Annotated in this window: 27 protein-coding genes and 1 pseudogene; 13 read left to right on the top strand and 15 right to left on the bottom strand. The window is 60.9% G+C overall.

Translation table 11 applies throughout. The annotated features are described in order from the left end of the window. Positions 1–19 precede the first annotated feature (19 nt). From DQG18_RS09455 to DQG18_RS09415, 9 genes are all read right to left on the bottom strand, one after another. A complete protein-coding gene (locus DQG18_RS09455) occupies positions 20–844 on the bottom strand; it encodes a hypothetical protein (protein ID WP_116654011.1) in 825 nt (274 codons plus the stop codon). Further along, the gene (locus DQG18_RS09450) at positions 837–1,148 is read right to left on the bottom strand and encodes a hypothetical protein (protein ID WP_116654010.1); all 312 of its coding nucleotides are present in this window, start codon (positions 1,146–1,148) and stop codon (positions 837–839) included. Before DQG18_RS09450 ends, DQG18_RS09455 begins: the two co-directional genes overlap by 8 nt. Then, complete coding sequence (locus DQG18_RS09445; RefSeq protein ID WP_157970087.1) at positions 1,132–1,347, bottom strand: hypothetical protein; 216 nt, start codon at positions 1,345–1,347, stop codon at positions 1,132–1,134. Before DQG18_RS09445 ends, DQG18_RS09450 begins: the two co-directional genes overlap by 17 nt. Then, on the bottom strand, positions 1,331–1,882 hold the full coding sequence (locus tag DQG18_RS09440) for a hypothetical protein (RefSeq protein ID WP_116654008.1): 552 nt from the start codon (positions 1,880–1,882) through the stop codon (positions 1,331–1,333). Before DQG18_RS09440 ends, DQG18_RS09445 begins: the two co-directional genes overlap by 17 nt. Beyond that, on the bottom strand, positions 1,879–2,148 hold the full coding sequence (locus DQG18_RS16730) for a DUF7695 domain-containing protein (protein ID WP_116654007.1): 270 nt from the start codon (positions 2,146–2,148) through the stop codon (positions 1,879–1,881). Before DQG18_RS16730 ends, DQG18_RS09440 begins: the two co-directional genes overlap by 4 nt. Then, positions 2,145–2,645 carry a hypothetical protein gene (locus DQG18_RS09430; RefSeq protein ID WP_116654006.1) on the bottom strand — a complete coding sequence of 167 codons (501 nt, stop codon included), beginning with the start codon at positions 2,643–2,645 and terminating at the stop codon, positions 2,145–2,147. Before DQG18_RS09430 ends, DQG18_RS16730 begins: the two co-directional genes overlap by 4 nt. Further along, positions 2,632–2,874 (bottom strand): hypothetical protein, encoded by a 243-nt coding sequence (locus DQG18_RS09425; RefSeq protein WP_116654005.1) that lies wholly within the window; start codon positions 2,872–2,874, stop codon positions 2,632–2,634. The genes DQG18_RS09430 and DQG18_RS09425 overlap by 14 nt, the downstream gene beginning before the upstream one ends. Beyond that, the gene (locus DQG18_RS09420; protein WP_116654004.1) at positions 2,871–4,385 is read right to left on the bottom strand and encodes an AAA family ATPase; all 1,515 of its coding nucleotides are present in this window, start codon (positions 4,383–4,385) and stop codon (positions 2,871–2,873) included. The genes DQG18_RS09425 and DQG18_RS09420 overlap by 4 nt, the downstream gene beginning before the upstream one ends. Before the next feature lie 123 nt (positions 4,386–4,508). Beyond that, on the bottom strand, positions 4,509–4,835 hold the full coding sequence (locus DQG18_RS09415) for a hypothetical protein (RefSeq protein ID WP_116654003.1): 327 nt from the start codon (positions 4,833–4,835) through the stop codon (positions 4,509–4,511). A gap of 348 nt (positions 4,836–5,183) precedes the next feature. Between DQG18_RS09415 and DQG18_RS09410 the strand changes: the two genes are divergently transcribed. The 5 genes and pseudogenes from DQG18_RS09410 (at position 5,184) to DQG18_RS09390 (ending at position 8,678) form a co-directional block, all read left to right on the top strand. Continuing rightward, positions 5,184–5,441, top strand: coding sequence for a hypothetical protein (locus tag DQG18_RS09410; RefSeq protein WP_116654002.1), 258 nt, complete (start codon positions 5,184–5,186; stop codon positions 5,439–5,441). 73 nt (positions 5,442–5,514) lie between these two features. Beyond that, entirely contained in the window at positions 5,515–6,345 is an 831-nt protein-coding gene (locus DQG18_RS09405) for a hypothetical protein (protein WP_157970086.1), read from the top strand. A gap of 45 nt (positions 6,346–6,390) precedes the next feature. Beyond that, positions 6,391–7,029, top strand: a complete 639-nt coding sequence (locus DQG18_RS09400) for a hypothetical protein (protein WP_116654000.1) — start codon at positions 6,391–6,393, stop codon at positions 7,027–7,029. Positions 7,030–7,161: 132 nt separating this feature from the next. Further along, positions 7,162–7,389 (top strand): annotated as a pseudogene (locus DQG18_RS16725) (hypothetical protein); the annotation flags it as partial. Positions 7,390–7,439: 50 nt separating this feature from the next. Beyond that, positions 7,440–8,678 (top strand): site-specific integrase, encoded by a 1,239-nt coding sequence (locus DQG18_RS09390; protein WP_116653998.1) that lies wholly within the window; start codon positions 7,440–7,442, stop codon positions 8,676–8,678. Positions 8,679–9,175: 497 nt separating this feature from the next. Here DQG18_RS09390 and DQG18_RS09385 read toward each other — a convergent pair whose 3' ends face one another. Beyond that, on the bottom strand, positions 9,176–9,580 hold the full coding sequence (locus tag DQG18_RS09385) for a VOC family protein (protein WP_116653997.1): 405 nt from the start codon (positions 9,578–9,580) through the stop codon (positions 9,176–9,178). 94 nt (positions 9,581–9,674) lie between these two features. After that, positions 9,675–10,946 (bottom strand): MFS transporter, encoded by a 1,272-nt coding sequence (locus DQG18_RS09380; protein ID WP_157970084.1) that lies wholly within the window; start codon positions 10,944–10,946, stop codon positions 9,675–9,677. A gap of 343 nt (positions 10,947–11,289) precedes the next feature. Here DQG18_RS09380 and DQG18_RS09375 point away from each other — a divergent pair, with 343 nt between their 5' ends. The 6 genes from DQG18_RS09375 to DQG18_RS09345 all read left to right on the top strand — a co-directional run bounded on the left by DQG18_RS09375 (position 11,290) and on the right by DQG18_RS09345 (position 18,429). Beyond that, positions 11,290–12,015: an endonuclease/exonuclease/phosphatase family protein gene (locus DQG18_RS09375; protein WP_116653995.1), complete on the top strand. Its 726-nt coding sequence runs from the start codon at positions 11,290–11,292 to the stop codon at positions 12,013–12,015. A 226-nt stretch (positions 12,016–12,241) separates the two neighbouring features. Continuing rightward, entirely contained in the window at positions 12,242–14,047 is a 1,806-nt protein-coding gene (locus tag DQG18_RS09365) for an ABC-F family ATP-binding cassette domain-containing protein (protein ID WP_116653993.1), read from the top strand. Positions 14,048–14,498: 451 nt separating this feature from the next. Beyond that, positions 14,499–15,164: a L,D-transpeptidase gene (locus DQG18_RS09360; protein WP_116653992.1), complete on the top strand. Its 666-nt coding sequence runs from the start codon at positions 14,499–14,501 to the stop codon at positions 15,162–15,164. A 75-nt stretch (positions 15,165–15,239) separates the two neighbouring features. Then, positions 15,240–16,418, top strand: a complete 1,179-nt coding sequence (locus DQG18_RS09355; RefSeq protein WP_116654039.1) for a BaiN/RdsA family NAD(P)/FAD-dependent oxidoreductase — start codon at positions 15,240–15,242, stop codon at positions 16,416–16,418. A gap of 627 nt (positions 16,419–17,045) precedes the next feature. After that, a complete protein-coding gene (locus tag DQG18_RS09350; RefSeq protein WP_116653991.1) occupies positions 17,046–18,092 on the top strand; it encodes a PRC-barrel domain-containing protein in 1,047 nt (348 codons plus the stop codon). 112 nt (positions 18,093–18,204) lie between these two features. After that, positions 18,205–18,429: a hypothetical protein gene (locus DQG18_RS09345; RefSeq protein WP_116653990.1), complete on the top strand. Its 225-nt coding sequence runs from the start codon at positions 18,205–18,207 to the stop codon at positions 18,427–18,429. Between the two features lie 59 nt (positions 18,430–18,488). Here the strand turns inward: DQG18_RS09345 and DQG18_RS09340 are convergent, their stop codons facing one another. From DQG18_RS09340 to DQG18_RS09325, 4 genes are all read right to left on the bottom strand, one after another. Beyond that, positions 18,489–18,917 (bottom strand): hypothetical protein, encoded by a 429-nt coding sequence (locus DQG18_RS09340; protein ID WP_116653989.1) that lies wholly within the window; start codon positions 18,915–18,917, stop codon positions 18,489–18,491. Between the two features lie 3 nt (positions 18,918–18,920). Further along, positions 18,921–19,265, bottom strand: a complete 345-nt coding sequence (locus tag DQG18_RS09335) for an ElaB/YgaM/YqjD family protein (protein ID WP_116653988.1) — start codon at positions 19,263–19,265, stop codon at positions 18,921–18,923. A 114-nt stretch (positions 19,266–19,379) separates the two neighbouring features. Next, positions 19,380–19,931, bottom strand: a complete 552-nt coding sequence (locus DQG18_RS09330) for a sigma-70 family RNA polymerase sigma factor (protein ID WP_116653987.1) — start codon at positions 19,929–19,931, stop codon at positions 19,380–19,382. A gap of 13 nt (positions 19,932–19,944) precedes the next feature. Continuing rightward, the gene (locus DQG18_RS09325; RefSeq protein WP_245958420.1) at positions 19,945–20,109 is read right to left on the bottom strand and encodes a NepR family anti-sigma factor; all 165 of its coding nucleotides are present in this window, start codon (positions 20,107–20,109) and stop codon (positions 19,945–19,947) included. Between the two features lie 201 nt (positions 20,110–20,310). Between DQG18_RS09325 and DQG18_RS09320 the strand changes: the two genes are divergently transcribed. Next, positions 20,311–21,108 (top strand): response regulator, encoded by a 798-nt coding sequence (locus DQG18_RS09320; protein ID WP_116653985.1) that lies wholly within the window; start codon positions 20,311–20,313, stop codon positions 21,106–21,108. Positions 21,109–21,206: 98 nt separating this feature from the next. Continuing rightward, positions 21,207–21,371 (top strand): DUF1328 domain-containing protein, encoded by a 165-nt coding sequence (locus DQG18_RS09315; protein WP_116654038.1) that lies wholly within the window; start codon positions 21,207–21,209, stop codon positions 21,369–21,371. Positions 21,372–21,683 lie beyond the last annotated feature (312 nt).

Below are 21,683 nucleotides of genomic sequence, written 5' to 3'. Positions count from 1 at the left end.
GCCAGGCTCACCTGAGCGCTTACGTCTCCGAGTCTTGCCCATCGATGATCTCAATTTTCACCTGCAGCCCCCCTACTGCCAGCACTTCCAGACGTTCGGCGACATGATCCGGTAAGCCCTCCACCCGAATGCTCAATGGCTTCTTTGATCCGGGCAGCGCTCGGTGCCACCCCTCGATATCATGGATAATCCTGTCAGCCAGACCCGCTCGATATTTCGCGATCGTCGCCTCGATGGCATCCCTGTCGGTGCTGTCGAGTTCGCCCATCTCTACGCCGGTTTCCACGATCTCGTTTTCGAGCTTTTCGACCTGAGCAGACAGATGCGCGATGTGGTTGCGCATGGCTTCGCGGGCGACGTGATATGCGGAATCGCGATCGGGGTCGAAGTCGACTTCGGCCGAATTCCAGCGATATTCTTCTGGGATTTCTGTCACTTCGGGCCCGATAGCAACGATCCGCTCAATCTCGCCGACAAAATCCCGCTCGATCTCGATCAATCCCGGCTCGTCGATGGATTTGCGATAATCCCGCAGCCATGCAGCAGGCAGCGCCGGTCGACTGCCCAGGTGCGCGACACCGTCGTGAGAGCTCGGATACCAGACATGCCCTTCGTTATCCCACAGTGCGAAATCGAATGCTCGCCCGGGCGGTGTTGGGTCTGGATTGTCCTGCCATTCCTTGTCGGAGGGGTCGTCCAGGAACGTCATTTGCTCGAGCCACGACCTCAGGTCTTCGACCGGCACCTGGCCGAAGTGGCCGTCGATCCGGACGCACGCATGCGTGAAGTTCAGGCCTTCTTTTTTGAGCGCCGGCGCGATGAATTGCCAGCCTGTTTTACTCATTGCCGCCTCCCATCATGCGGTATCGATCGAGTACTGCTTCTGTCTCGGCGGACAGGCGTTTATATTCCTGCACCCGCTCTTTCAGGATTTCCGGCACTGGCCGAAAGTCGCCGCCCACCTGGTCAACGATGACAAGCTCGGGTACACTATCGCGCAGGATCAAAGCACCCAGACTGTCGCATTCCCAGCCAGACCAGGCGATGTCAAAGAGCTCGATGATCTCGATCGTTTCGTTTGGAAAACGCTCCTGCAGATCAGTGATGGCGTGGTCGAGTTTAAGCTGTGATTCAGTTAAAACAGTCATCGCTCGATCCTTTCTCTGTTACCCGCGCGCGCTCTACCGCCTGGTCAACGAGCCGCCGGTCTTCCTCACGCGAAAAAAGAGCACGCACGACAAGCTCACCGGTATCGACATCTTCATATGCATCGACGACGCGCACTTTTTCTTCGAGATCGAGGATGATGGGGCGCCAGCCAGGTGGCACTCTATGCGATACCGTCATCGTCGAATCTCCATTCGTACCGGTGATCATCCCCCGACGTGTAATAGAGCCACCCAGGCCCAGCCGCCTTCGCCGCCACCATGAATCTCGCTTGGAAATTTGGCGATCGCGTCTGCAGATCAAGGAAAAAGGACGGCTCGGTTTTGCAGCCCTCGCGCACCCAATCCCTGACGTGCTGCTCCCACCCGTGAGGAAACGATGACGAGTCGTGGCCTTCACTGATGTCGCTCAGCATTTCCGCAATCCGCATTCGAGGATTGAGCTCAAGCAGGGTATGCCATCGCTTTCTATAGCACCGCCATTCATCTAGCAGCTCTGGCGGCAGGCGATAATAATTGTGCTCAAGCCCGATCCAGCAGCTGGGTGTGAATGCGCTATTGGCATCCCATCGCGGCCAGAAATGGCGGCTGCCCGGCACCAAGGGTGCGGTCTTACGCACAAGCTCGTCGAAGAAATCGGGCGTGCCGTCGTCATGCTCGAGCAGTGCGGACCACATCCGGCGCTCGGCAGCGAGGCAGATTTCGATATCGGTCATCGCCCTGGCTCCATGATTTCGCGCCAACGCCGGTGGTGCTTAGCTAGCTCCAATTCCGTCAGCGGACGCATGACACTCGTTTCTGACCACAGGCCCTCCATGCCGACACGGCGAAGGTATTCGGTGCCACCATCGACAGCGATATTTCTGCAAGTACACCACTTGAAATCGTGTCTGTGCATGCTCTCGATTTCGTCGCCGCACATGTCACACCTCGCTGAATTGCGGACAATTTTTGGAAGTGGCTCTGGATATCGCTCACTCATCGCTTTTGCTCCGCATGCTGGTCGCAAAGCGTGCGAATCCACCCGCCTGCGCGGCTCTCGCCAGGCGCGCCGCACTCCTCGCAAATGTGCTCGCTCAACAGCTCGGCAGCGTCGAGGAAAACGTCTTCGGCATAGGGATAATCGCCAGCCCAGTAGATCCTCAAGCCGCCAAATTTTTCCTTGATATCCGTCGTTTGCCATTCGCGATCGGGCCAGCGTTCTTCCAAGATCTGGAAGGTCGCTTGCAGCAAATCATACCACCCCAGGCTGCAAGCTGGAATATTTTGGCAAGCACGGAATTTATCCCGCAGCTGCTTCATATCCGCATCGGTCGCTGGCACTAGAGACAGAGCATACTCATCATATCTCTGCCATCTGGACACTTGTGCCGCTGCCAAAATTTGCTTCATCGCCTCGGCCAAGGCAGGGTCGGTGTCAGGCGTGATGGCGCGGGCGAGGATCGCCTGGGTTTCGCTGAAAATGTCACCCGAGCTCATTGTATAGCCTCATGAGTGCAGCGTTCAAAAGCTGACTGGCAGGCGATCCGGCGACAGCACGTGCAAGCGCAACGATATTGTCGAAGCAGAGCCCTGTGGCCCGCGCCGCCATCCGGACATGGTCGCGAGGGTCGGTAAGGGCCATGCATTCGATCAAGTCGTCGAGCGCGTTCCAGGCAGCAATCGCCGCCTGGGCATCGCGCACAGGGATATCGGCAAAGGTGCTCATGCTCGCCCCCACATCTTTTCGCGCCCGTCCACCATGATTTCGATGATGCGCCGGAGCTGCCGAAGTGACCCTCCAGGCCATTGCTGGTGAACCAAGTCCAATTCGTCTTCGGCCAGGTCATCGATCCACCGGCGATCCAGTCCGCGTTCCTTTGACACATCATCCAAAATTCCCCGGACAAGGGTGCCGACATGCTGCCACTCGGGATCCGGCATCGAGATGATACGCATGCGGTCCTTGAGCGGCGCCGGCACACCTTCGAGCGAGTTGGCAGTCGCAAAGTGCGACACCAGGCTCAAGTCGACTTCGACTTCCAATGCTAGGTCGCGGATGCGGCGGGATGTCGACGGCTCGAGCATCGGAAGTAAGGCGTCGACGGTCGAGCCGTTATGAGACGATGTTGTCTTGTCGATTTCGTCCCATACGACAGCCGGATTTGCGCACTTAGACGACTTAATGACCTGCAGGGGCACACTCTCCCGAGCCGTCGACCATTGTGCCGATGTGCCAGCCACCGAGCCATCAGCCAGGCCGGCCAAGGGGACAAGCTGCGCCGGCAACCCCAGCGTCTCAGCGATCGCCCTTGCCAATGTCGACTTCCCCGATCCTGGCGGGCCAACAAGGATTGTCGGCCTGATCCTGACGCGTTCGTCTGCGGAAAGGTCGCGGAGAATGACGTTGATAACGTCCACTGCATGCGGCCACCGGCCCACCAATTCCGCACGCTGTGCAGGCAGTTCACCGCGCTGAACGACGCGCAGGCGCTTTCCGGCGAGATCCTTCCACGACTTGAAAAGGTCGGCTTGAGCGCGTGAAGGATTATCGGGTAGCTTCGGAACGACGACATGCCCCTTCAGCCTGTTACCCTTGAAAAATTCAGCACGGTCTTCGAGCACAGCTTGCATGAAATCATCATCGAGATCATCAGCGGGATCGGGTGCAGTCGGCTTCGTCGTCGTGGCTTCGTGCAGCGCAGCAAGGTCCTTTGACAAACTATCGAATCGCGCAAGCCCGGCTTCGCAATATTCCCTCATCGATGTGCGGCCGGATTCACCAGTCACCAAGCCGAATACGGTCGCACTCATATAAAGAATAGTCATGTCACGCGGGCACCTCTGCACCCGCTTTGAAGCGACGGCAGCGAGGCGCTGTCGGGCTTCGCGTGAGCCCAAGGATGCGAGATATGCGAGGCACCTTGCGGCTTCATCTGCCATCTGAAGGTGCTCAAAAAGAGCAAGGGCGGCACTCAGGGACTTGTGACCCGGATTGCGACGCTGAAGCTTTTCAAGCGTGGGGATGATGGCTGCGGCTGTGTCTGCGCTTAGCTCTTCGCGAGCGTGCGCGATGGTCTCGCCGGCCCAGGTGAAGAGATCGAAATAGACGTCATCGCGCGCGAAGTAATGGCCCTCGAGAAGGTCGAGAAGCGTGGGCAGGCGCCCGAGCTCAATCATTTTCTGGATGGTTTCGCGCTGGAAAAGGTACGCGCGTGCACTATCGGCGGTTGCTGGCATCTGATGTCTCCGGTCTTTAACCGCTCCAGACCCGGTCGATACCGAGATCCGCAGCAAGGGTGCTCATAAAGCACACAAGGATTGAGTGATCAATCCATCGAGTCAGCAAAGGTTAAGGGGTGATTAATCGATTTCACGTCCCACGAGGTCTTTGTATCTGTCTGCCAGCCACGCAGCCAACACCTCATCATCAATTCCATTTTCGCGCTGCCTGGCGATAAAATGATCGAGCTGGCCGGCCAAATCGATGTCAGCCACCCGTGCTGCTTGATCGCGGATTTTGGCCTGCAGGTCGGCAGGAACTTCAGACTCATCCAGCTGCCCCGAGCCGGTCTTCATCCACCTCTGCAGCGTCCGCGGATTGACCTGCAACCAGCGCGCGATCCTGGTCGATGACCACTCGGGGAAAATCGTGGAAATGGCAGCGGTCACAAAGTCAGCTCTGGGCATGGGGCATTCCTGCAGTCTGGATTTTGGCCACGATACCCGATCCTATTCCTGGTCGCTACAAGGATTGAAATTGCAATCCATTAACTACGATGGTCTATTCCTATTGCTTGCCAAGGATTGAAATCGACTTTCCGCGCGCACCCGATCAAATGCTTGCAAATGTATCATTATGATATGCTAAATGTAGGTCCACACCTTCTCATTGAAGAACAACGCATTTTCGCATTACTATCAATTTTTCGAGCAAAAAATACAAAAAGCTATTGAAAGGCGCGAGGATAGGGAGCATCTTAGGATCATCGGCAGCGCCATTAGTGCAACGCCAACATCAAGCCCCAGGAGGCACGCATGTCAAAATTCGTTACCGTTCATCAGTTCGATGAGATCATCGTCGGGGATATCAAGTACCGCGTAAATCAGGCTTTCCGCTTGGGCGGCACGCCGATTGCCGAAATCGACGTCATGACACGAGGTGAGGGTGTCTGGCTGACCGGGGACTTCGTGGTCGTCGAAGTTCCCGCGAGCCGGCGCATGAAGCTCGAGACGCTCATCAAGCGCGTCAATGATGAGCTGAATTCCGAAGACCTTGAAGAAGCATACTACTAAGCAATCGGGGGTTGGAAAGCGGACACTCTCCAACCCCTCTCATGCACTCCAAAACCCAGGATTGGAAATCGAAATGCAGAATACAAATAGCAAACCTTTGCCGCTCTCGGAAGCGGCAGCACAGCGCCTTGGCTACAACGTCGTCCGCCGTCACAGCGTCGACGGGGTGTCGTTCTTTCGTGAGTTCTCAACCGGCGAAGTCGCCGTACTCGACATCGAAAGCATTCGCCCGGATCGCGGCTCTCATTGCTGGTTGAAGTCGGGTCACGCAGATCGGTACATCGGTGAGCTTGAGATCGAGGGTGCCATGCAGGATCGCGCAGAGCAGCTCGACTTCTGGGAGCTGAGTGCAGCGTATGCCCGTGATCTCGGCAATGAAGCTGTTGCTCTGCGCTGCGAAGAGTATCGCCGGCGCAATCTGCGGGACATGCGTGAAAGCGGTGTGAAGAATTTCGAATTTCCCCGCAACTACCGCTTCAAGTTGTGGACTTCCGAACCGTTCGATCCTCGCTATGCCGGTGTATTCCGGATCGCACTGAAGCCCATCGACAACACGGTTGAGGTCATCGCGGTCAACGATATCGACATCCCTGATCTGGACGAAAAGCCAGTGCCGGCCCGCGACTGGACCTACTTGTATTTTGAGAACCGGCAGCACGACGACTACTTCCGTGTCGATGAACCCGCGATCTACCGCTTCGTCGAGCGTGTGATGCCTCTCATTGAGACCATTCTGGCAAACAGCCAGCCAGAAGCGGGTTACGGCGATCCCGATCCGAGCCCGAACGAGGTCGCAAAGAAGGCGATTGCTGAACTGGAAGACAAGGTCGCGATGTTCGAGTGGTGGCTGCCCTTCGACGACGAAGCTAATGACATCTCAGAAGTTTCTGAAGACGAGGAATAGCCCTAACGGGGGCTTCGGCCCCCACACCCCACGGAGGGTACCACTATGAAAACCACGCAAAACACACGCCGCCAGCGCATTGAGGCCTTGGCCGCCATCGCCTTTGGGCGCGCCGAAGACGGCCGGCCCGAGAAGGGCTGGCAGCGCAAGCTTGCACGCGCGATCGGTGCCGCCAGCAGCACGATTACTGCGACCCTCGACCTCGACCACGACAGCCCGCCCATGGATCGCAAACTTGCTGCCTATGCACGCGAACTGCGGACCACGATTGCCGATAGCATGGCCGAGCTTGAGCGTCTGGAAATTGAGTTCGGTGACACCCCCATCGAACCACGAAGGAACACACTCATGACGTTCGAAGATTTTAAATCATCCGCTCCCGCTCGCGACACCGTCCGCGCCTTGATCGGTTTGGACATCGAGCCGATCAAAAACTGGCGGGACTATGTGAATGCCGTCGCGGGCCGTGTCGACAACGCCGTCATCGCGAAAGCTCGCGACATGGGTTCGGCGACCTCGACCGGGGAATACGCGGTGCTCCTCGCAACCCTGTTTTCCATGGACTACGTCTGGCTGGCAAAGGAGATCGAGAAGCAGACGGGCCGGTCATTTCTCGCGTGCATGAGCCGGACCTATGGTGATCATGCCAAGGCTGTGGCCGCCGTCATGGTCATGGGTGACTGATCCGGTCTCACATCGTTAATCTTTGCAAAAGCCGATGCTTGAAAGAGTGTCGGCTTTGTGCATTTTAGGGTCCACAGCGCAGGTTTTGGCAGCGGCCAGGCTTGTCGCGGACACGATTGAGCCGAGGAAGCCATGAAGACCTTTTCCATAGAATCCGGATTTTTGCCGTTTGTTTGGATGGTTGCCGAAACAGCCAAACTTGAGCACGAGATTGCCCTCGAAAAGAAGCCACCCGAGGACCGGCTGCTGACCATTCGCACTGCCCTGGAGCTGCCAGAGCTTGGGGGTGTTGTCTCCGAGCGGACGCTGCGTGATGCAATACATGCGGGCGAGCTGCCTGCATCGCAGCCAGGTGGTCCCAAAGGCACCATCTATCTCAAACGTCACGACATCGCCGACTGGATCAAGAAATGGTCAAACCAAAACCCGTTCACCTCTACTTCCGCCCACCGTACCACGACCCCAAAACCGGCAAGCTCCGAAAAAAGGGCGTCTGGGTCATCGTCGACGGATCGAGCAAGCGCGTCACGGGATGCAGCCTTGAGGATCGCTCAACAGCTGAAAGGCTGCTGAACGAATACCTTGCCGAGAAACATGAGCCGGACAGGAAGCGGGGGCAGGGTGCTGCCGACGTCCTGGTGTCCGATGTCATCAGTGTCTACTTGCGAGACAGGGCCCCCGAGCAAGCCAGCCCCGAAAAAGCCGCTATACGGGCTGTTCAACTGCTCGACTTCTGGCAGGGCAAGACCCTGGACGACATCAATGGGCGGTCATGCAGGGACTATGTCGCATACCGATGTGCAATGCCGTGGAAATCAGCCAGGCCGGAGAAGACCGGCAAGCCGCCGCGCATGGTCACTGCCGCCGGTGCCAGACGAGAGCTTGAGGATCTGCGGGCTGCGGTCAATTATCACCACGGCGAAGGCCTTCATCGAGAGCATATTAAAGTCACGCTTCCTTCCAGGTCCGAAGCCCGAGACCGGTTCCTAACACGGCAGGAGGCGGCAAAGATCGTGATGGAGGCATATCGACGTCGGGAGTTGCGCAATGGTCGACCGACAGGCCGACGCACCGCACATCACATCGCACGATTCCTCCTCATTGGCCTTTACACCGGCACGCGCGCCGGCGCGATCGGATCTGCTGCTTTCGAGCAGACTGATGGGGCAGGGTGGGTCGATATCGAGGCTGGGGTCTTCTATCGCCAGGCGGTTGGAAAACGGAAGACCAATAAAAGGCAAACCCCTGTCCGTCTCCCCAAGCGGCTGCTGGCACATATTCGACGGTGGAAGCGAGTAAATCCTGACCAGAAGTATGTCATTGAATGGAACGGGCAGCCCGTCCGCGAGGTCAACAAGGGCTTTGGGGTGGTAGCCAAGGCGGCAGGATTCGGGTCTGAAGTCACACCGCACACCTTGCGCCATACCTGCGCAACCTGGCTGATGCAGCGTGGCGCATCGGTTTGGGATGCTGCCGGGTATCTCGGGATGACAACAACGCTGCTGGAGCGGACATACGGACACCACCACCCATCGTTCCAGTCGCGACCGGTGGCGCCGCCACCCCTCGACGAGATATGGTCACCCCAATACCACCCGACGATTGTGACCGATGAGCCCTATGTCCAGGCGAAGGCTGCGTCGGCATAGGAACAATCCAAGATCAAAGCTGAATAGGGAACCAGAGGGAACCGAGTACACCGTGAACAAAACGGCAAATCTAGGTTCCCAAGTCGCAAAATTGTGGTGAAGTTTCCCCGGAAAACCAGCGTTTCGCTGCCCTTACGGGACGCTCATAACGGTCTGGTTGCAGGTTCGAGTCCTGCCGGGCCCACCAGATACATAAAGGGGTTGGCGAGAAATCGCTGGCCCCTTTCGCTTTAGATCGTTTCAGGTCTTGATGGAAACGGCCTGCCGGGCGGCTGGGGTTGGACCGCGCTGGATTCCAGGAACAAGCCCCCGAACGACATTGGTGGCTTTGGCGGATACCTGCCCTATTCCCGCTTGTCGCCCCGGGGGTCCTGGGGGCCGGACCGAACCTACCGCAATCAGGGGAGCCTCGACGATTCCGTCAAGGACGAATGTGATCCAGTGGGATAGTCAAGGAGGCAGAAACCCGTCGAAACCGTCCTCCAGTGGCCGCCGGGTCAGGCTGCCGGGGAGTCGATGACCCATGTTACGCCGAAACGGTCGGTGGCCATGCCGAACCCTTGCGACCAGGGTTGCGGCCCGAAGGGGATGAACGTGTTGCCGCCTTCGGAGAGTGCCTCGAAGACGCGGCGGGCGTCGTCGGTGGAGTCGGCGACCACTGTGACGCCATAGCCGCTGCGGCCGGAAAAATCCTGCATGTCCTGCCCCATCAGCGACTGGTCGCCGAAATCGATCCAGGCATGCATGATGCGATCGAGCCGGTCTTCGGGCACGTTTTCGGCCATCTCGGGCATGTCGCGGTGGCTGATCATGGCGCGAATCTCGCCGCCCAGGATCTTGGCATAGGTGGTGAACGCCTCGCGGCAATCGCCATCGAAATCGATATTGGCAACCACTTTCATGATCTGCTCCTCCGTTTGAGCGTGGGCGACGAGCCTAAAGGCGCCGTTGTGCGAGAATATGACGGTTGCGCGTTTTTTTGAACCCGCCGCCTGCTTAGATTTGAGCGGTGTCAGGCGAGGTGGCGGCGTTATCTTCCGGGGGCAGGTGGGCACTGATCCGCTGGCGCCTGAGCCAGAGCGGGAGCCAGAAGGCGAGTGCCGCCAGGGCTGCCCCGAAGATGGTTATCGTGAGCCCGATGCGGTCGGCGAAAAAACCGATGAGGATGGCGCCGAGTGCCGGGAAGGCGCGATTGACGACAAAGAACAGCGATAGGGCGCGCCCGCGATAGGCGGGATTTATGGTGAGGTGGATAAGGCTCTGGATGCCGATGGCGTTGGCGACGACACTCAGCCCGATGATGAAAAGGGTGGGGTAGGCCACCCAGAGATTGGCGCCGGTCAGCGCCAGCACGGCAACCGCGGTGATGGAGACGCCGGGCATGCTCAGCACAGAAGACATGACTCCGGCCAGCCCCGGCCGCCCCAGCATCCACAATCCGCCCACCATGGCGCCCAGCCCGAGGCTCGATGTGAGTTGGGCAAGGATTGCCGGATCGTTGGCGAACCACAGCCCGGTGATGGCCGGGACGAGATCGATGAGGGCCCGCAGGCACAGGCTGGTGCTGATCAGGATGAGGAAGGTGGGCGCGAGCAGCGGGCTCCGCGCCACATGGATGACACCGGCGGCAATGCCTCCGTGTTCGGGCGCGGTGGCGGGCGGGGCGGTGCGCGCGCGGGCCCTTCGCAGGAGAAACAGCAGATAGACGAGCGGCAGGAAGCTTATCGCGTTGGCGGCAAAGGCCACCGAGGGATTGAAGGTGATGAGCACGAAACCGCCCAGCGCGGGGCCGATGAAGCGGGCGAGATTAAAACCCATCGAACTGGCGGAAATGGTCGAGCGGATGAGATTGCGCGGCGCGATGTCGGGTATGATGGAAAGGCGGGCCGGGCTGCTGATTCCCTCGATCAGCCCGAGCAGCCCTGCTGCGATCAGCAGCCACCGGAGATCGAGTAGGCCGGTGAGTGAGAGTACGGCGAGCAGGACGGCCTGCAACAGTCCGAAGATCTGGCTCACGCCGAAATAAAGCAGGCGGTCGCCGCGATCCATCATCGCTCCGGCCAGCGGGGAGAAGAGGAGCATGGGCAATACTTCGGCGGCGGCGATGATACCTACCCAGGCCGCCGAGCCGGTGAAATCGAAAACCAGCCAGCCGACGACGATGCGCTGGAGCCACGTCCCCACGTTCGAGCCCAACGCCCCCATGAGATAGACGCGGATCGTGCGGTGGGTGAATACGTCCCGAAGGGACAAGAAAATCTGTCTCAAACCAATATCGTCTCCGCGGGAAGCGCGCCGGCCTGCCGCAATTTATTCTTCCCGGGGCCGCCCCTCGCTGGAGGTGGCGGCGCGGCGATGCCGTAGGGGTGTCATAGAGATATGCCTCGGGTTGGTTCGTGCCGCAACCGCCGATACACCCGACCGCCCCGTACTCCTGGCGGGAGCGGCGATTTGAAAAGGAACGGGCCTTGAGCGGCGGGGCTCATAGCCTTATATGGACGCGATGGATTCGAGCCGCGCCGGCTGGCAATCAAGTGCGTTCGGCGGTGGCAAGGGAACGCAGCTACGGCATGGCCATTGACCTGTCGTCAACACAGGCCACAATAGCGCGATGATTTGTGTTGCCTCCTACAACATCCGCAAGAGCGTTGGCACGGACTGGCGCCGCGACCCGGACCGCATTCTCGACATCATCAGGGAAATCGACGCCGACGTCATCGCCCTGCAGGAAGTCGACCGGCGGTTCGGCTCGCGCAAATCCTCGCTGTCGCCGGAAATGATCCTCGAGCGTTCGGGCTATCAGCCGATCAGCTTCGGGGTGCGCGAGCAGAGCCTTGGCTGGCACGGTAACACGATCCTTGTGCGCGCAGGAGTCGAGGTGCTCGGCCAGTCGACGCTGACGCTGCCCGCGCTCGAGCCGCGCGGGGCGGTGATGGCGGATTTGCGGATCGGAGACGAAAAACTCCGGGTGATCGGGCTGCATCTGGGGCTGGTGGATCTGTGGCGGCGGCGCCAGGCGCAATCGGTGCTCAACCAGCTCGACGTGCTCGACGAAGCGCTGCCCACCGTCATCATGGGCGATCTCAACCAGTGGACGACCGAGGGCGGCTGCCTTGCTCATTTCGCCGAAGATCACAAGGTGATCGCACCGGGGCCGAGCTTTCACTCCTCAAAGCCGGTGCTGGCGTTCGACCGGATCATCACGACGATGGACGTGGAGGTGGTGGCATCGGGGGTGCATATGTCGGATCTTTCAAGGAAGGGATCGGACCATCTTCCCGTCTGGGCGCGGATCAGGATCGATGCGGCGGGGAGGAAGATGGCGGCGGCGGGGTAGTTGAATTCCCAGAGCGTTGCAGCATCGCTGGCCCCCTCACCCCCAGCCCCTCTCCCACGGAGGGGAGAGGGGGGCTCGTGTAGCTTGCCCCACGGTTCCCCTTCTCCCCTCGTGGGAGAAGGTGGGCTTTCGCGAAGCGAAAGGTCGGATGAGGGGGTGCGATGCTTGCGTCCCGCCCGATTTTAGCCATCACTCGCCACGCGTAACAACCACCTAAAGGATTCCCATGGCCGCGCCTTTGCTTTCGCTGCAATCGATCAAGCTTATCGTCGGGAGCCAGCCGTTGCTCGATGGGGCGGAGCTTTCGGTTGGGGCGGGGGAGCGGATTGCGTTGGTGGGGCGGAACGGGTCGGGCAAGTCGACGCTGCTCAAGATCGCGGCGGGGATACTGGAGTCCGATGGCGGCGAGCGGTTTTTTCAGCCCGGCGCGACGGTGCGCTATCTGCCGCAGGAGCCGGACCTTTCGGGGTTCGAGACGGTTCTCGATTATGTCGAGGATGGGTTGCAGGGTGCGGACGATCCCTATCGCGCGCAATATCTCATCGAACAGCTTGGGCTGACGGGCGCGGAAAGCACGCGCTCGCTTTCGGGCGGCGAGGCGCGGCGGGCGGCGCTGGCGCGGGTGCTGGCGCCCGAGCCCGATGTGCTGCTGCTCGACGAGCCGACCAACCATCTGGACCTGCCGGCCATCGAGTGGCTGGAGCGGGAACTGAAATCGCTGAAATCGGCGCTGGTGCTCATCAGCCATGACCGGCGGTTCCTCTCTGACCTGACGCGGGCGACGGTGTGGATCGACCGGGGCGAGACGCGGCGGATCGAGCAGGGTTTCGACCGGTTCGAGGCGTGGCGCGACGATTTTCTCGAACAGGAAGAACAGGCCCAGCACAAGCTGGCGCGCAAGATCGTCGCCGAGGAACACTGGGTGCGCTACGGCGTCACCGCGCGGCGCAAGCGCAACATGCGGCGCATGGATCTGCTATCGGGGCTGCGCCAGCAGGTGCGCGACTATCGCGGGCCGCAGGGCAATGTGAAGCTCTCGGTTGCGGAGGGGAAGGCTTCGGGCGCGCTGGTGGTCGAGGCGGAAAACGTCTCCAAGGCGTTCGGGGACCGGGTGATCGTCAGGGATTTCTCGACCCGCATCATGCGTGGGGCGCGGGTGGGGATCGTGGGGCCGAACGGGGCGGGCAAGACCACGCTCATTCGCATGCTGACCGGCGAGATGGCGCCCGACAGGGGCACGGTGCGGCTCGGGACGCGGCTGGAAATGGCGGTGCTCGACCAGCGGCGGGCCTCGCTCGATCCGGACATGACGCTCAAGGACGTGCTGACCGGCGGGGGCAGCGATACGCTGACCATCAACGGCGAGGCCAAGCACGTCATCGGCTACATGAAGGAATTCCTGTTCACCCCCGAACAGGCACGGACAGCGGTGGGCAAGCTTTCGGGCGGGGAGCGCAACCGGGTGACGCTGGCGCGGGCGCTCTCGCTGCCCTCCAACGTTTTGGTGCTGGACGAGCCGACCAACGACCTCGATCTCGAAACCCTCGATCTGTTGCAGGAGATGATTGCGGACTATGACGGGACGGTCGTCGTCGTCAGCCACGACCGCGATTTTCTGGACAAGGTCGCGACCTCGATCATCGTTGCCGAGGGCGATGGGACGTGGAACGAATATGCGGGGGGCTATGCGGACATGGTGGCCCAGCGCGGGGCGGGGGTCGAGGCGCGGGGGGCGGGCAGGTCCAGACCGGCGAGGGAAAAGGCCGAGCCGGCCCCGGCTGCGCCGCAGGCCAGGCGCAAGCTCTCGTTCAAGGAAAAGCACGCGCTGGAAACCCTGCCGAAAACGATGGACAGCTTGCGCGCGACGATGGGGAACTTGCAGGAAAAGCTCGATGATACGGGGTTTTATACGCGTGATCCCGAGGGGTTCGCCAAGGCGACCGAGGATTATACGGCCGCTCAGGAAGCGCTGACGCGGGCCGAGGATGAGTGGCTGGAGCTGGAGATGTTGCGGGAGGAACTGGAGGGGTGAGACTACGGATTGCTGGCCGAGACATCGCTGGCCCCCTCACCCCCAGCCCCTCTCCCACGAGGGGAGAGGGGGGCTCGTGTGGTTGCCCCACAGGTTCCCCTTCTCCCCCCGTGGGAGAAGGTGGCCGGAGCGAAGCGGAGGTCGGATGAGGGGGCCAGCGATGGTGCGTTTCGCTCACATCTTTGCGAGCGGGCATCACGGTTACCCAATTCTCAACCATTTCGGTTAAAGCATCGCTCCCGTGCTGTGGAGCGTGAATTTCGCAGTTGCCGCAAATTGTTGGTCTGGTACAGCGCCGTCGCGAGAAGCGGCAGGGGATGGGGTCGTTGGGGCACTGTTCCGGCGGGGGCAGGCGATCCGAACAGGAACCATCCTTTGCGTCTGGGTTTGTGAAGAAGGAGCGGAGATCCGCCCGTCTCATTTTATGACGTTCGAGGTTTGAGTAAACGCAATGACCAGTATCAATACCATGGATCGCAGAACCTTCATCGCGGGGGCGGCCGGATTGTCCGCCCTTGCGCTCGCCGGGTGCACCTCCACGCCGAGGGTGACCCAGCCCCCCGCGCCGCAGTTCGATCCTTTCTATGTCAATATGTACGGCCCGCTGCCGAACGAGAAATTCCCTGTTCCCGCGGTGGACCTGCGCTATCTCAAGCCGGAATATTACCGGCAGGTGGTGGATGACCCGACCGGTGAGCGGCCCGGCACCATCGTCGTCGATACCTCCTCGCGCTATCTTTATCTGGTGCGCGAAGGGCGGCAGGCGATCCGTTACGGCGCGGGGATCGGGCGCGCCGGGTTCGAGTGGTCGGGCCGGGGCTATATCCAGTACAAGCGCGAATGGCCCACATGGACGCCGCCCGCCGCCATGATCGAGCGCGAGCCGCATCTGGAGGAGTGGCGTCACGGCCAGCCGGGGGGACTCGACAATCCGCTCGGCGCGCGGGCGCTCTATATCTTCGAGAACGGGCGCGACACCATCTATCGCGTGCACGGCTCGGGCGAAGCCTGGACGATCGGGGAGGCGGTGTCCTCGGGCTGCGTGCGGCTTTTGCATCAGGACGTCATCGATCTTTATGACCGCGTGTCGCAGGGCGCGCCGATCCTCGTGGTGTGACAGAACGGCAAACTGGGTTATAGCGGAGCCCGCCGGCAGGTTTGTGCGGCGGGTTTTGCTTTTCCGGGAGCCATGATGCGGCAGTTCGATATCGTCATCGCCGGGGCGGGGGCAGCGGGGATGATGTGCGCCGCTGTGGCGGGACGGCGCGGACGTCGGGTGCTGGTCATCGATCACGCCGAGGCGCCGGGAAAAAAGATCAGGATCTCGGGCGGCGGGCGGTGCAATTTCACCAATCTGGATAGTGGGCCGCACGCCTTTCTCTCGCAGAACACGCGCTTTGCGATCTCGGCGCTGCGGCGATTCACCCAGCACGATTTCATCAAGCTGGTCGATCGGTACGGGATCGCATGGCACGAAAAGACCCTGGGCCAGCTCTTTTGTGACGGATCGGCGCAGCAGATCATCGACATGTTGGTCAAGGAAATGCGCGAGGCGGGGGCCGAGCTGCGATTGCAGACGGCGATCGAGCGGATCGAGCGGGATGGGGACGGATTTTTGCTCTCGCTTGGCGGGGAAACGGTGCGGTGCCGCTCGCTGGTCATTGCAACGGGCGGCAAGTCGATCCCCAGGATGGGGGCGAGCGGGTTCGCCTATGGGGTGGCGCGGCAGTTCGATGTCGCGGTGACGGAAACCCGGCCCGCGCTCGTGCCGCTGACCTTCGAGACGGGGATGCTGGAAAGGCTGAAGCCGCTTGCGGGGATCGCGGTGGATGCGGTGGTCTCGCACGGCAGGACGCGGTTCAGCGAGGCGATGCTTTTTACCCATCGGGGGTTGAGCGGACCGGCGATTCTGCAGATTTCCTCATATTGGCGCGAGGGCGATGATATCGGCATCGACATGGCGCCGGGGGTGGATTTCGGCCAGTGGCTGGAGGGGCAGCGCAGGACCGGAGGCCGGCAGGCAGTGGCGAACGCGCTGGCCGACATCGTGCCGCGCAGGCTGGCGCAGCATATCGTTGAGGCCGAGGGGATCGCGGGCAATATCGCCGATCAGGGCAAGGCCAAGGCGCGCGCGCTGGAGACGGCAACCAAGAACTGGCGGGTCAGGCCGGTTGGCTCGGAAGGCTACCGCACGGCGGAGGTGACGCTGGGCGGGATCGATACGGACGCGCTCAACGCCCGGGACATGCAGGTAAAGGCCGTTCCGGGACTCTATTTCATCGGTGAGGCAGTGGACGTGACCGGGTGGCTGGGGGGCTACAACTTCCAGTGGGCCTGGTCATCGGGCTGGGCGGCGGGGCAGACGGCTTAGAACTGTTTTACGTTTTAATGGAAACGGTATGCCTTGGTGCATGGTGTGAGATCGCGCTGGATTCCGGAAATAAATCCCGGAATGACAATGGGGTTTTGGCAGGATTTGCACTCCTCCTCGATGTCATCCCAGTATTTATTACCGGGAACCAGAACGGATATTGCCGCAAAGACAGGTCCAGCGGTCCTAGTTTACCGATGTGACTACAGAATCGGCGGACGCTACGCCAGGTTCGGCGCTGGAATAGGCGAGGGGCAGGGTGAGGAGGCTGAAGCCGGCTATCCCTACCAGAATGATCGCACACCATCCGGCGATGAAGCCTTTGTGGCTGTATCCCTTGATGGGATCGGATGTTCTGGGCATCGAGGTTTTCCCCTGCGGATTGGACAAGGCCAATGCATGCGCGGGGAATGTGCTGTGCGTTGGGCCCAATCATGCCGAGAACGGGGCATTTCGGGGGCGGAGCGGGTCGGTGCGGGAAGGCTCCGGGAAGTTGCCGGGGGCGGGAAACCGGACGTCTGGAGCGGAACCTTGGAGATTTGCCTGCGTTGAACCCCCATAGCGGCGGCCCGAGCGGAAACGCGGGTGGCGGTCGCTTCAACAAACAGGCGATTTCAGGAGAAAACCATGTATCGCAAGCTTCTTGCCACTACCGCGCTTTCGCTCCTCATGACGGGCGGAGCACTGGCTCAGGACGTAATGGATCCTGCGCCCATGGACCCCATGAACCAGGCCCCGGCGGTCGAAGCGCCTGCCGAGCCTCCCGCAGATCCTCTCGTCACCGCTGCCGAGCGCGGCATCAGCGCCAATGGCTGGCTGGCCAGCGAGATCGTCGGTGAAGATATCTTCAACTCGTCGGCTGACGATGCGGAATCGATCGGCGAGGTCAATGATTTCGTGCTCGACCAGAACGGCGCGATCGGTGCGGTCGTCGTCGGTGTCGGCGGGTTCCTTGGCATTGGCCAGAAGGATGTCGCCGTCGACTGGGGCGATCTCGAACTGGTTGTCGGCGCCGATGGCGAGCAGCGCCTCGTTGCCTCGGTGACCCGCGAGCAACTGGAAGCGGCCGCGGAATTCGACCGGGCCGAATGGCTGGCCAGCGAAACGGGCGGCAATGGCATGCTCGATGATGGGGGCATGGCCCCGATGGAGCCTGCAGCCCCCATGGAGCCTGCGGCCCCCATGGACCCGGCTGCACCAATGGATTCGACCGCACCCATGGACGCAGCGCCTGCCGATACACTCAACGACCCTGCCGCGGCGGGCGATGCGGCGGCCCCCGGTGCGCCTGCCGACGACATGGCCGCCGAGCAGGGCGTCGTCGGGACCGACTGGGATACGTTTGAGCCGGTGGTGACCAGCGAAATCTCGGCGGACGAGTTGACCGGCACCACGGTCTATGGTTCGGGCGACGAGAATGTCGGCTCTATCGGCGACATCATCCTCTCGGACGGTGGTGAGGTGGAAGCCGTCATCATCGACTTCGGTGGGTTCCTCGGCATCGGCACCAAGCCGGTCGCAGTCGGGTTCGACAATCTGACGTTCCTGCGCGACGGGAATGGCGACCTGGTGCTGCGCACCAACCTCACCCGCGAGCAGCTCGATGCGGCTCCGGAATATAATGAGGAAGCCTATACGGCAGCGCCGGGCGAGAACGTCGTGATCGTTGATTAAAGGCGCCAGCCTCGAACACGGAAAGGGCCGGAGCGATCCGGCCCTTTTCGCTGCCCGGCTTTTGGAACGGGCCCCGGCCCCTGGCGTTTGGTCATTACAAAGGAGAGATGAGATGACCGACAAGAACATATTGCCGGGGTTCGATGTGGGGAGCGATTCACGCAAGCCCAGCGAGATCACCGCCGACGCCACGCTCTCGAATGTGCGCAAGATCGAACTGCTCAAGAGCTACAAGGAGCATTACGCAGCGCCCGAGCACAAGGGGGCGTTGCGGGATGCCGATCTGGAGCTGGAAAAGCTGCTGAAGCTCAATTCACTTGCCAATGACGGACGATGACCAAAAAAAGGGCCGGGAATGGATTTCCCGGCCTTTCTATTGCATCTGAGGGCTCCTGATCACTCGTCGCGGTCGCCTCCGCGTGAGATGTACCACGCGGCAAAGAGCGTGGCGGCGGCGGGAAGGAACATGGGACCGCGGGCGCGGGACAGGATGCGCAGTCCCGCATCGGCGAGCGAAATGCTCGAGGCGACCAGCGCAGTGTTGGCAGCGGACGAACGCCGTTCGAGCTTGATGCGCTCGTGGCGCGCCATGAGGATGGCGAGCCAGATTGCGGCGACGAGCAGGAATAGCGCCGCCATGATCAGCGATGCAATCAGCGGGTCGGTGAGCGCTGCGAGCCAGATGAAGGCGGCGGCGATGAGGAACCCTGCGCCGATGAAACCCATGAGGGTCAACGCCGCATAGATCGCCGCCGTCCTGCCGGCGGATTGTACGATGCGCCCCGCCTGATGGGTCAGCGAGGACAGGGGAGCGGGCAACGCCATGGGCTATGCCCTCAGGACCTTCGAGAGCAGATACCCCACGCCCGCCGCAACGAGCACCGAGGTAATCGGTTTGTCGCGGATCATGGTCTTGAGTTCGTCCTCGGCGTGCTCGAAATTCTGCTGGGCGGTTTCCAGCGCTTCCTCGCCCTTGGCTACGGCTTTGCGGCTGGCGCGTTCCACTTCGGATTTCGCTTCATTGGTGCGCTGTTTGGCAATGTTGCCCAGGGTCGATGTGATGGCGGCAATATCTTCGCGCAGGGCAGCGATCTCCACATCGAGATCCTTTGCGGAATCCTTTCCGTTGCCATCGGTCTTGAGTGGACGGGTCGTCGTTGCAGCACGGGCCATATGGGCCTCCCTCGTTCCGGAGTTATCGATGGGGGATAAACGCCCAGAAATAAAGGAGGTTCCGGCCGGTGGCCGGAACCTGTAGCAAAGGGGCCGGAATGGATGGTTGGGGTGTCAGGCGGCGGGCGAGGAAAAGTTCATCACGCCCACCGCGACCGCATCGGGCCCGAACTCGCCATCGCCCTCGAGCTTGAGGGTCGTGGCGAGCTGGGCGCGGGCACGGCTGACGCGGCTCTTGATCGTGCCGATGGCGCAGCCGCAGATCTCGGCGGCCTCCTCATAGGAGAATCCCGAGGCGCCCACGAGGATCAGCGCTTCGCGCTGATCATGGGGCAGGGAGCTGATCGCTGTCTTGAAATCTTCCATATCGAGCTTTCCGACCTGTTCAGGGTGTGTCGAGAGCCGTGCGGCCATCGCCCCTTCGGGATCGGACACCTCGCGCTTGCGCTTGCGCATCTGGCTGTAGAATTCGTTGCGCAGGATGGTGAACAACCAGCCCTTCAGATTGGTGCCGGGGGTAAAGGTGTCGCGTTTGTCCCAGGCGCGCACCAGCGTTTCCTGCACGAGATCGTCGGCGCGGTCGGCGGCGCCGACGAGCGACATGGCGAAGGCTCGCAGGTTCGGAATGACGGACAGAAGTTCGGAACGAAAATCATATGCAGTCATGGCCGGGCTCACCTCAACGGGTTTCGTCGTCTTTGGCCCCGAGCTTGTTCAGCAGCTCAAGGAGACGATCCGGCACCGGCTCGGCGACGACGTCGTCGTAAAGCTCGCGAAGCTTGAGGCCGATAAAGGCCTGCGATTCCTCGCTCAGGCGCGGGCCCGGCTTCGCTGGTGTTTCCACGGGCTCAGCCGGTTGCTTCCTGCTACTAGTCATTTGTGTCACTTATTATCCCCGATCAGGCAGTCCTAGATTGGACGATGAACGCCGGCCAGCAAAAAAAGTTCCAATGGTTCTGGAACTTTCCCGGTGCTCAATCGTTAATTGGCAGTTCCGAGCCCTTCCAAGGGATGATCAGGGCCGGCTTTACGAGGGAGTTTATTCATGAATCTTGCCGAGTTGATCGCGCCGCATTTACCCTATCTGCGGCGGTTTGCGCGCTCTTTGACCGGCAGCCAGTCGAGTGGTGACGCCTATGTGTCGGCGACGCTCGAAGCCCTGATAACGGACAGGTCCATCTTCCCCGAGAACGTGGACCACAAGGTGGCGCTCTATCGGATATTCTGCCAACTCTGGAAGTCGGTCGACATCAATCTGCATGACCTGCCCCCGACCGAGGACCGCTGGGAAAACCAGGCACGGCGCAGCCTCAAGGCCATCGCCCCGCTGCCCCGCCAGGCTTTCTTGCTGTTGGCGGTGGAGCGGTTTTCCCACGAGGAGGGGGCTTATATACTGGGCGTCCCAGACGAGGAGTTCTCCGGCCTCATCGATGAGGCGGCCCGCGAAATGGCGCAGCAGGTGGCAACCAGCGTGCTCATCATCGAGGACGAGCCGCTGATCGCCATGGATATCGAGAGCATGGTGGAATCGCTGGGCCATTCGGTGACCGGCGTTGCCCGCACCCATAACGAGGCGATCAAGCTGTTCAACGAGCGGCGGCCGGGTCTGGTGCTAGCCGATATCCAGCTTGCGGACGGAAGTTCGGGGATCGATGCGGTCAACGACATTCTGCGCGCGGTGAGCGTGCCGGTGATCTTCATTACAGCATTCCCCGAGCGGTTGCTGACCGGGGAGCGGCCCGAGCCTGCGTTCCTCGTCACCAAGCCTTTCCAGCCCGACATGGTCAAGGCTCTGGTCAGCCAGGTGTTGTTCTTTTCGGAGCAAATGGAGCAGGCGGCCTGAAGGTCCTTCCCCAGGAAAAAAACGCCCGTGCGGCAAGGAACTGTCGCGCGGGTCCTGACGTTTTCATGGCGAACTCAATATTGATGGGAGTAATCGCCATGCTTGGATGGGCTCTGACCTTTCTGGTTATCGCAATCATTGCCGGGGTGCTCGGGTTTACCGGTGTTGCCGGCGCAGCCACCTCGATTGCGCAGATTCTGTTCTTCGTGTTCCTGGTCGCCATGGTAATCGGGCTGATCTTCGGTCTTGGCCGGCGAGCCTGACGGAACCGTATCATCGATTTCAGCGGTGGCGCCCATGGGGCGCCGCCATCATATGCGCCATTCAAGTGTGACTCCCGAAAACCCCGTCACCGCCCTACAGATCAAAAGACGATTGTTTCCGTTAAGGTTGAAACGATCTGGCCAAGGAAGGCCCAGTTTCTCTACACGAAAGAAAAGAAGACCGGCGCTTTCGCAGCCGGCCTTCTTGGTCGCGAAGGGGTTGGGGGAAGCGCCTTCGCTCGGCAAGAAAACGCGCGCCCACTAATAGGGTTCCAAGAAAAAATTAAAAAAAGTGGAGGACTGCCGGGCGGC

This window comes from Pelagibacterium sediminicola, assembly GCF_003390885.1.
Lineage (GTDB): Bacteria > Pseudomonadota > Alphaproteobacteria > Rhizobiales > Devosiaceae > Pelagibacterium > Pelagibacterium sediminicola.
Note: the sequence above shows the minus strand (reverse complement) of the source record. Positions and strands in the feature narration are given on the sequence as shown.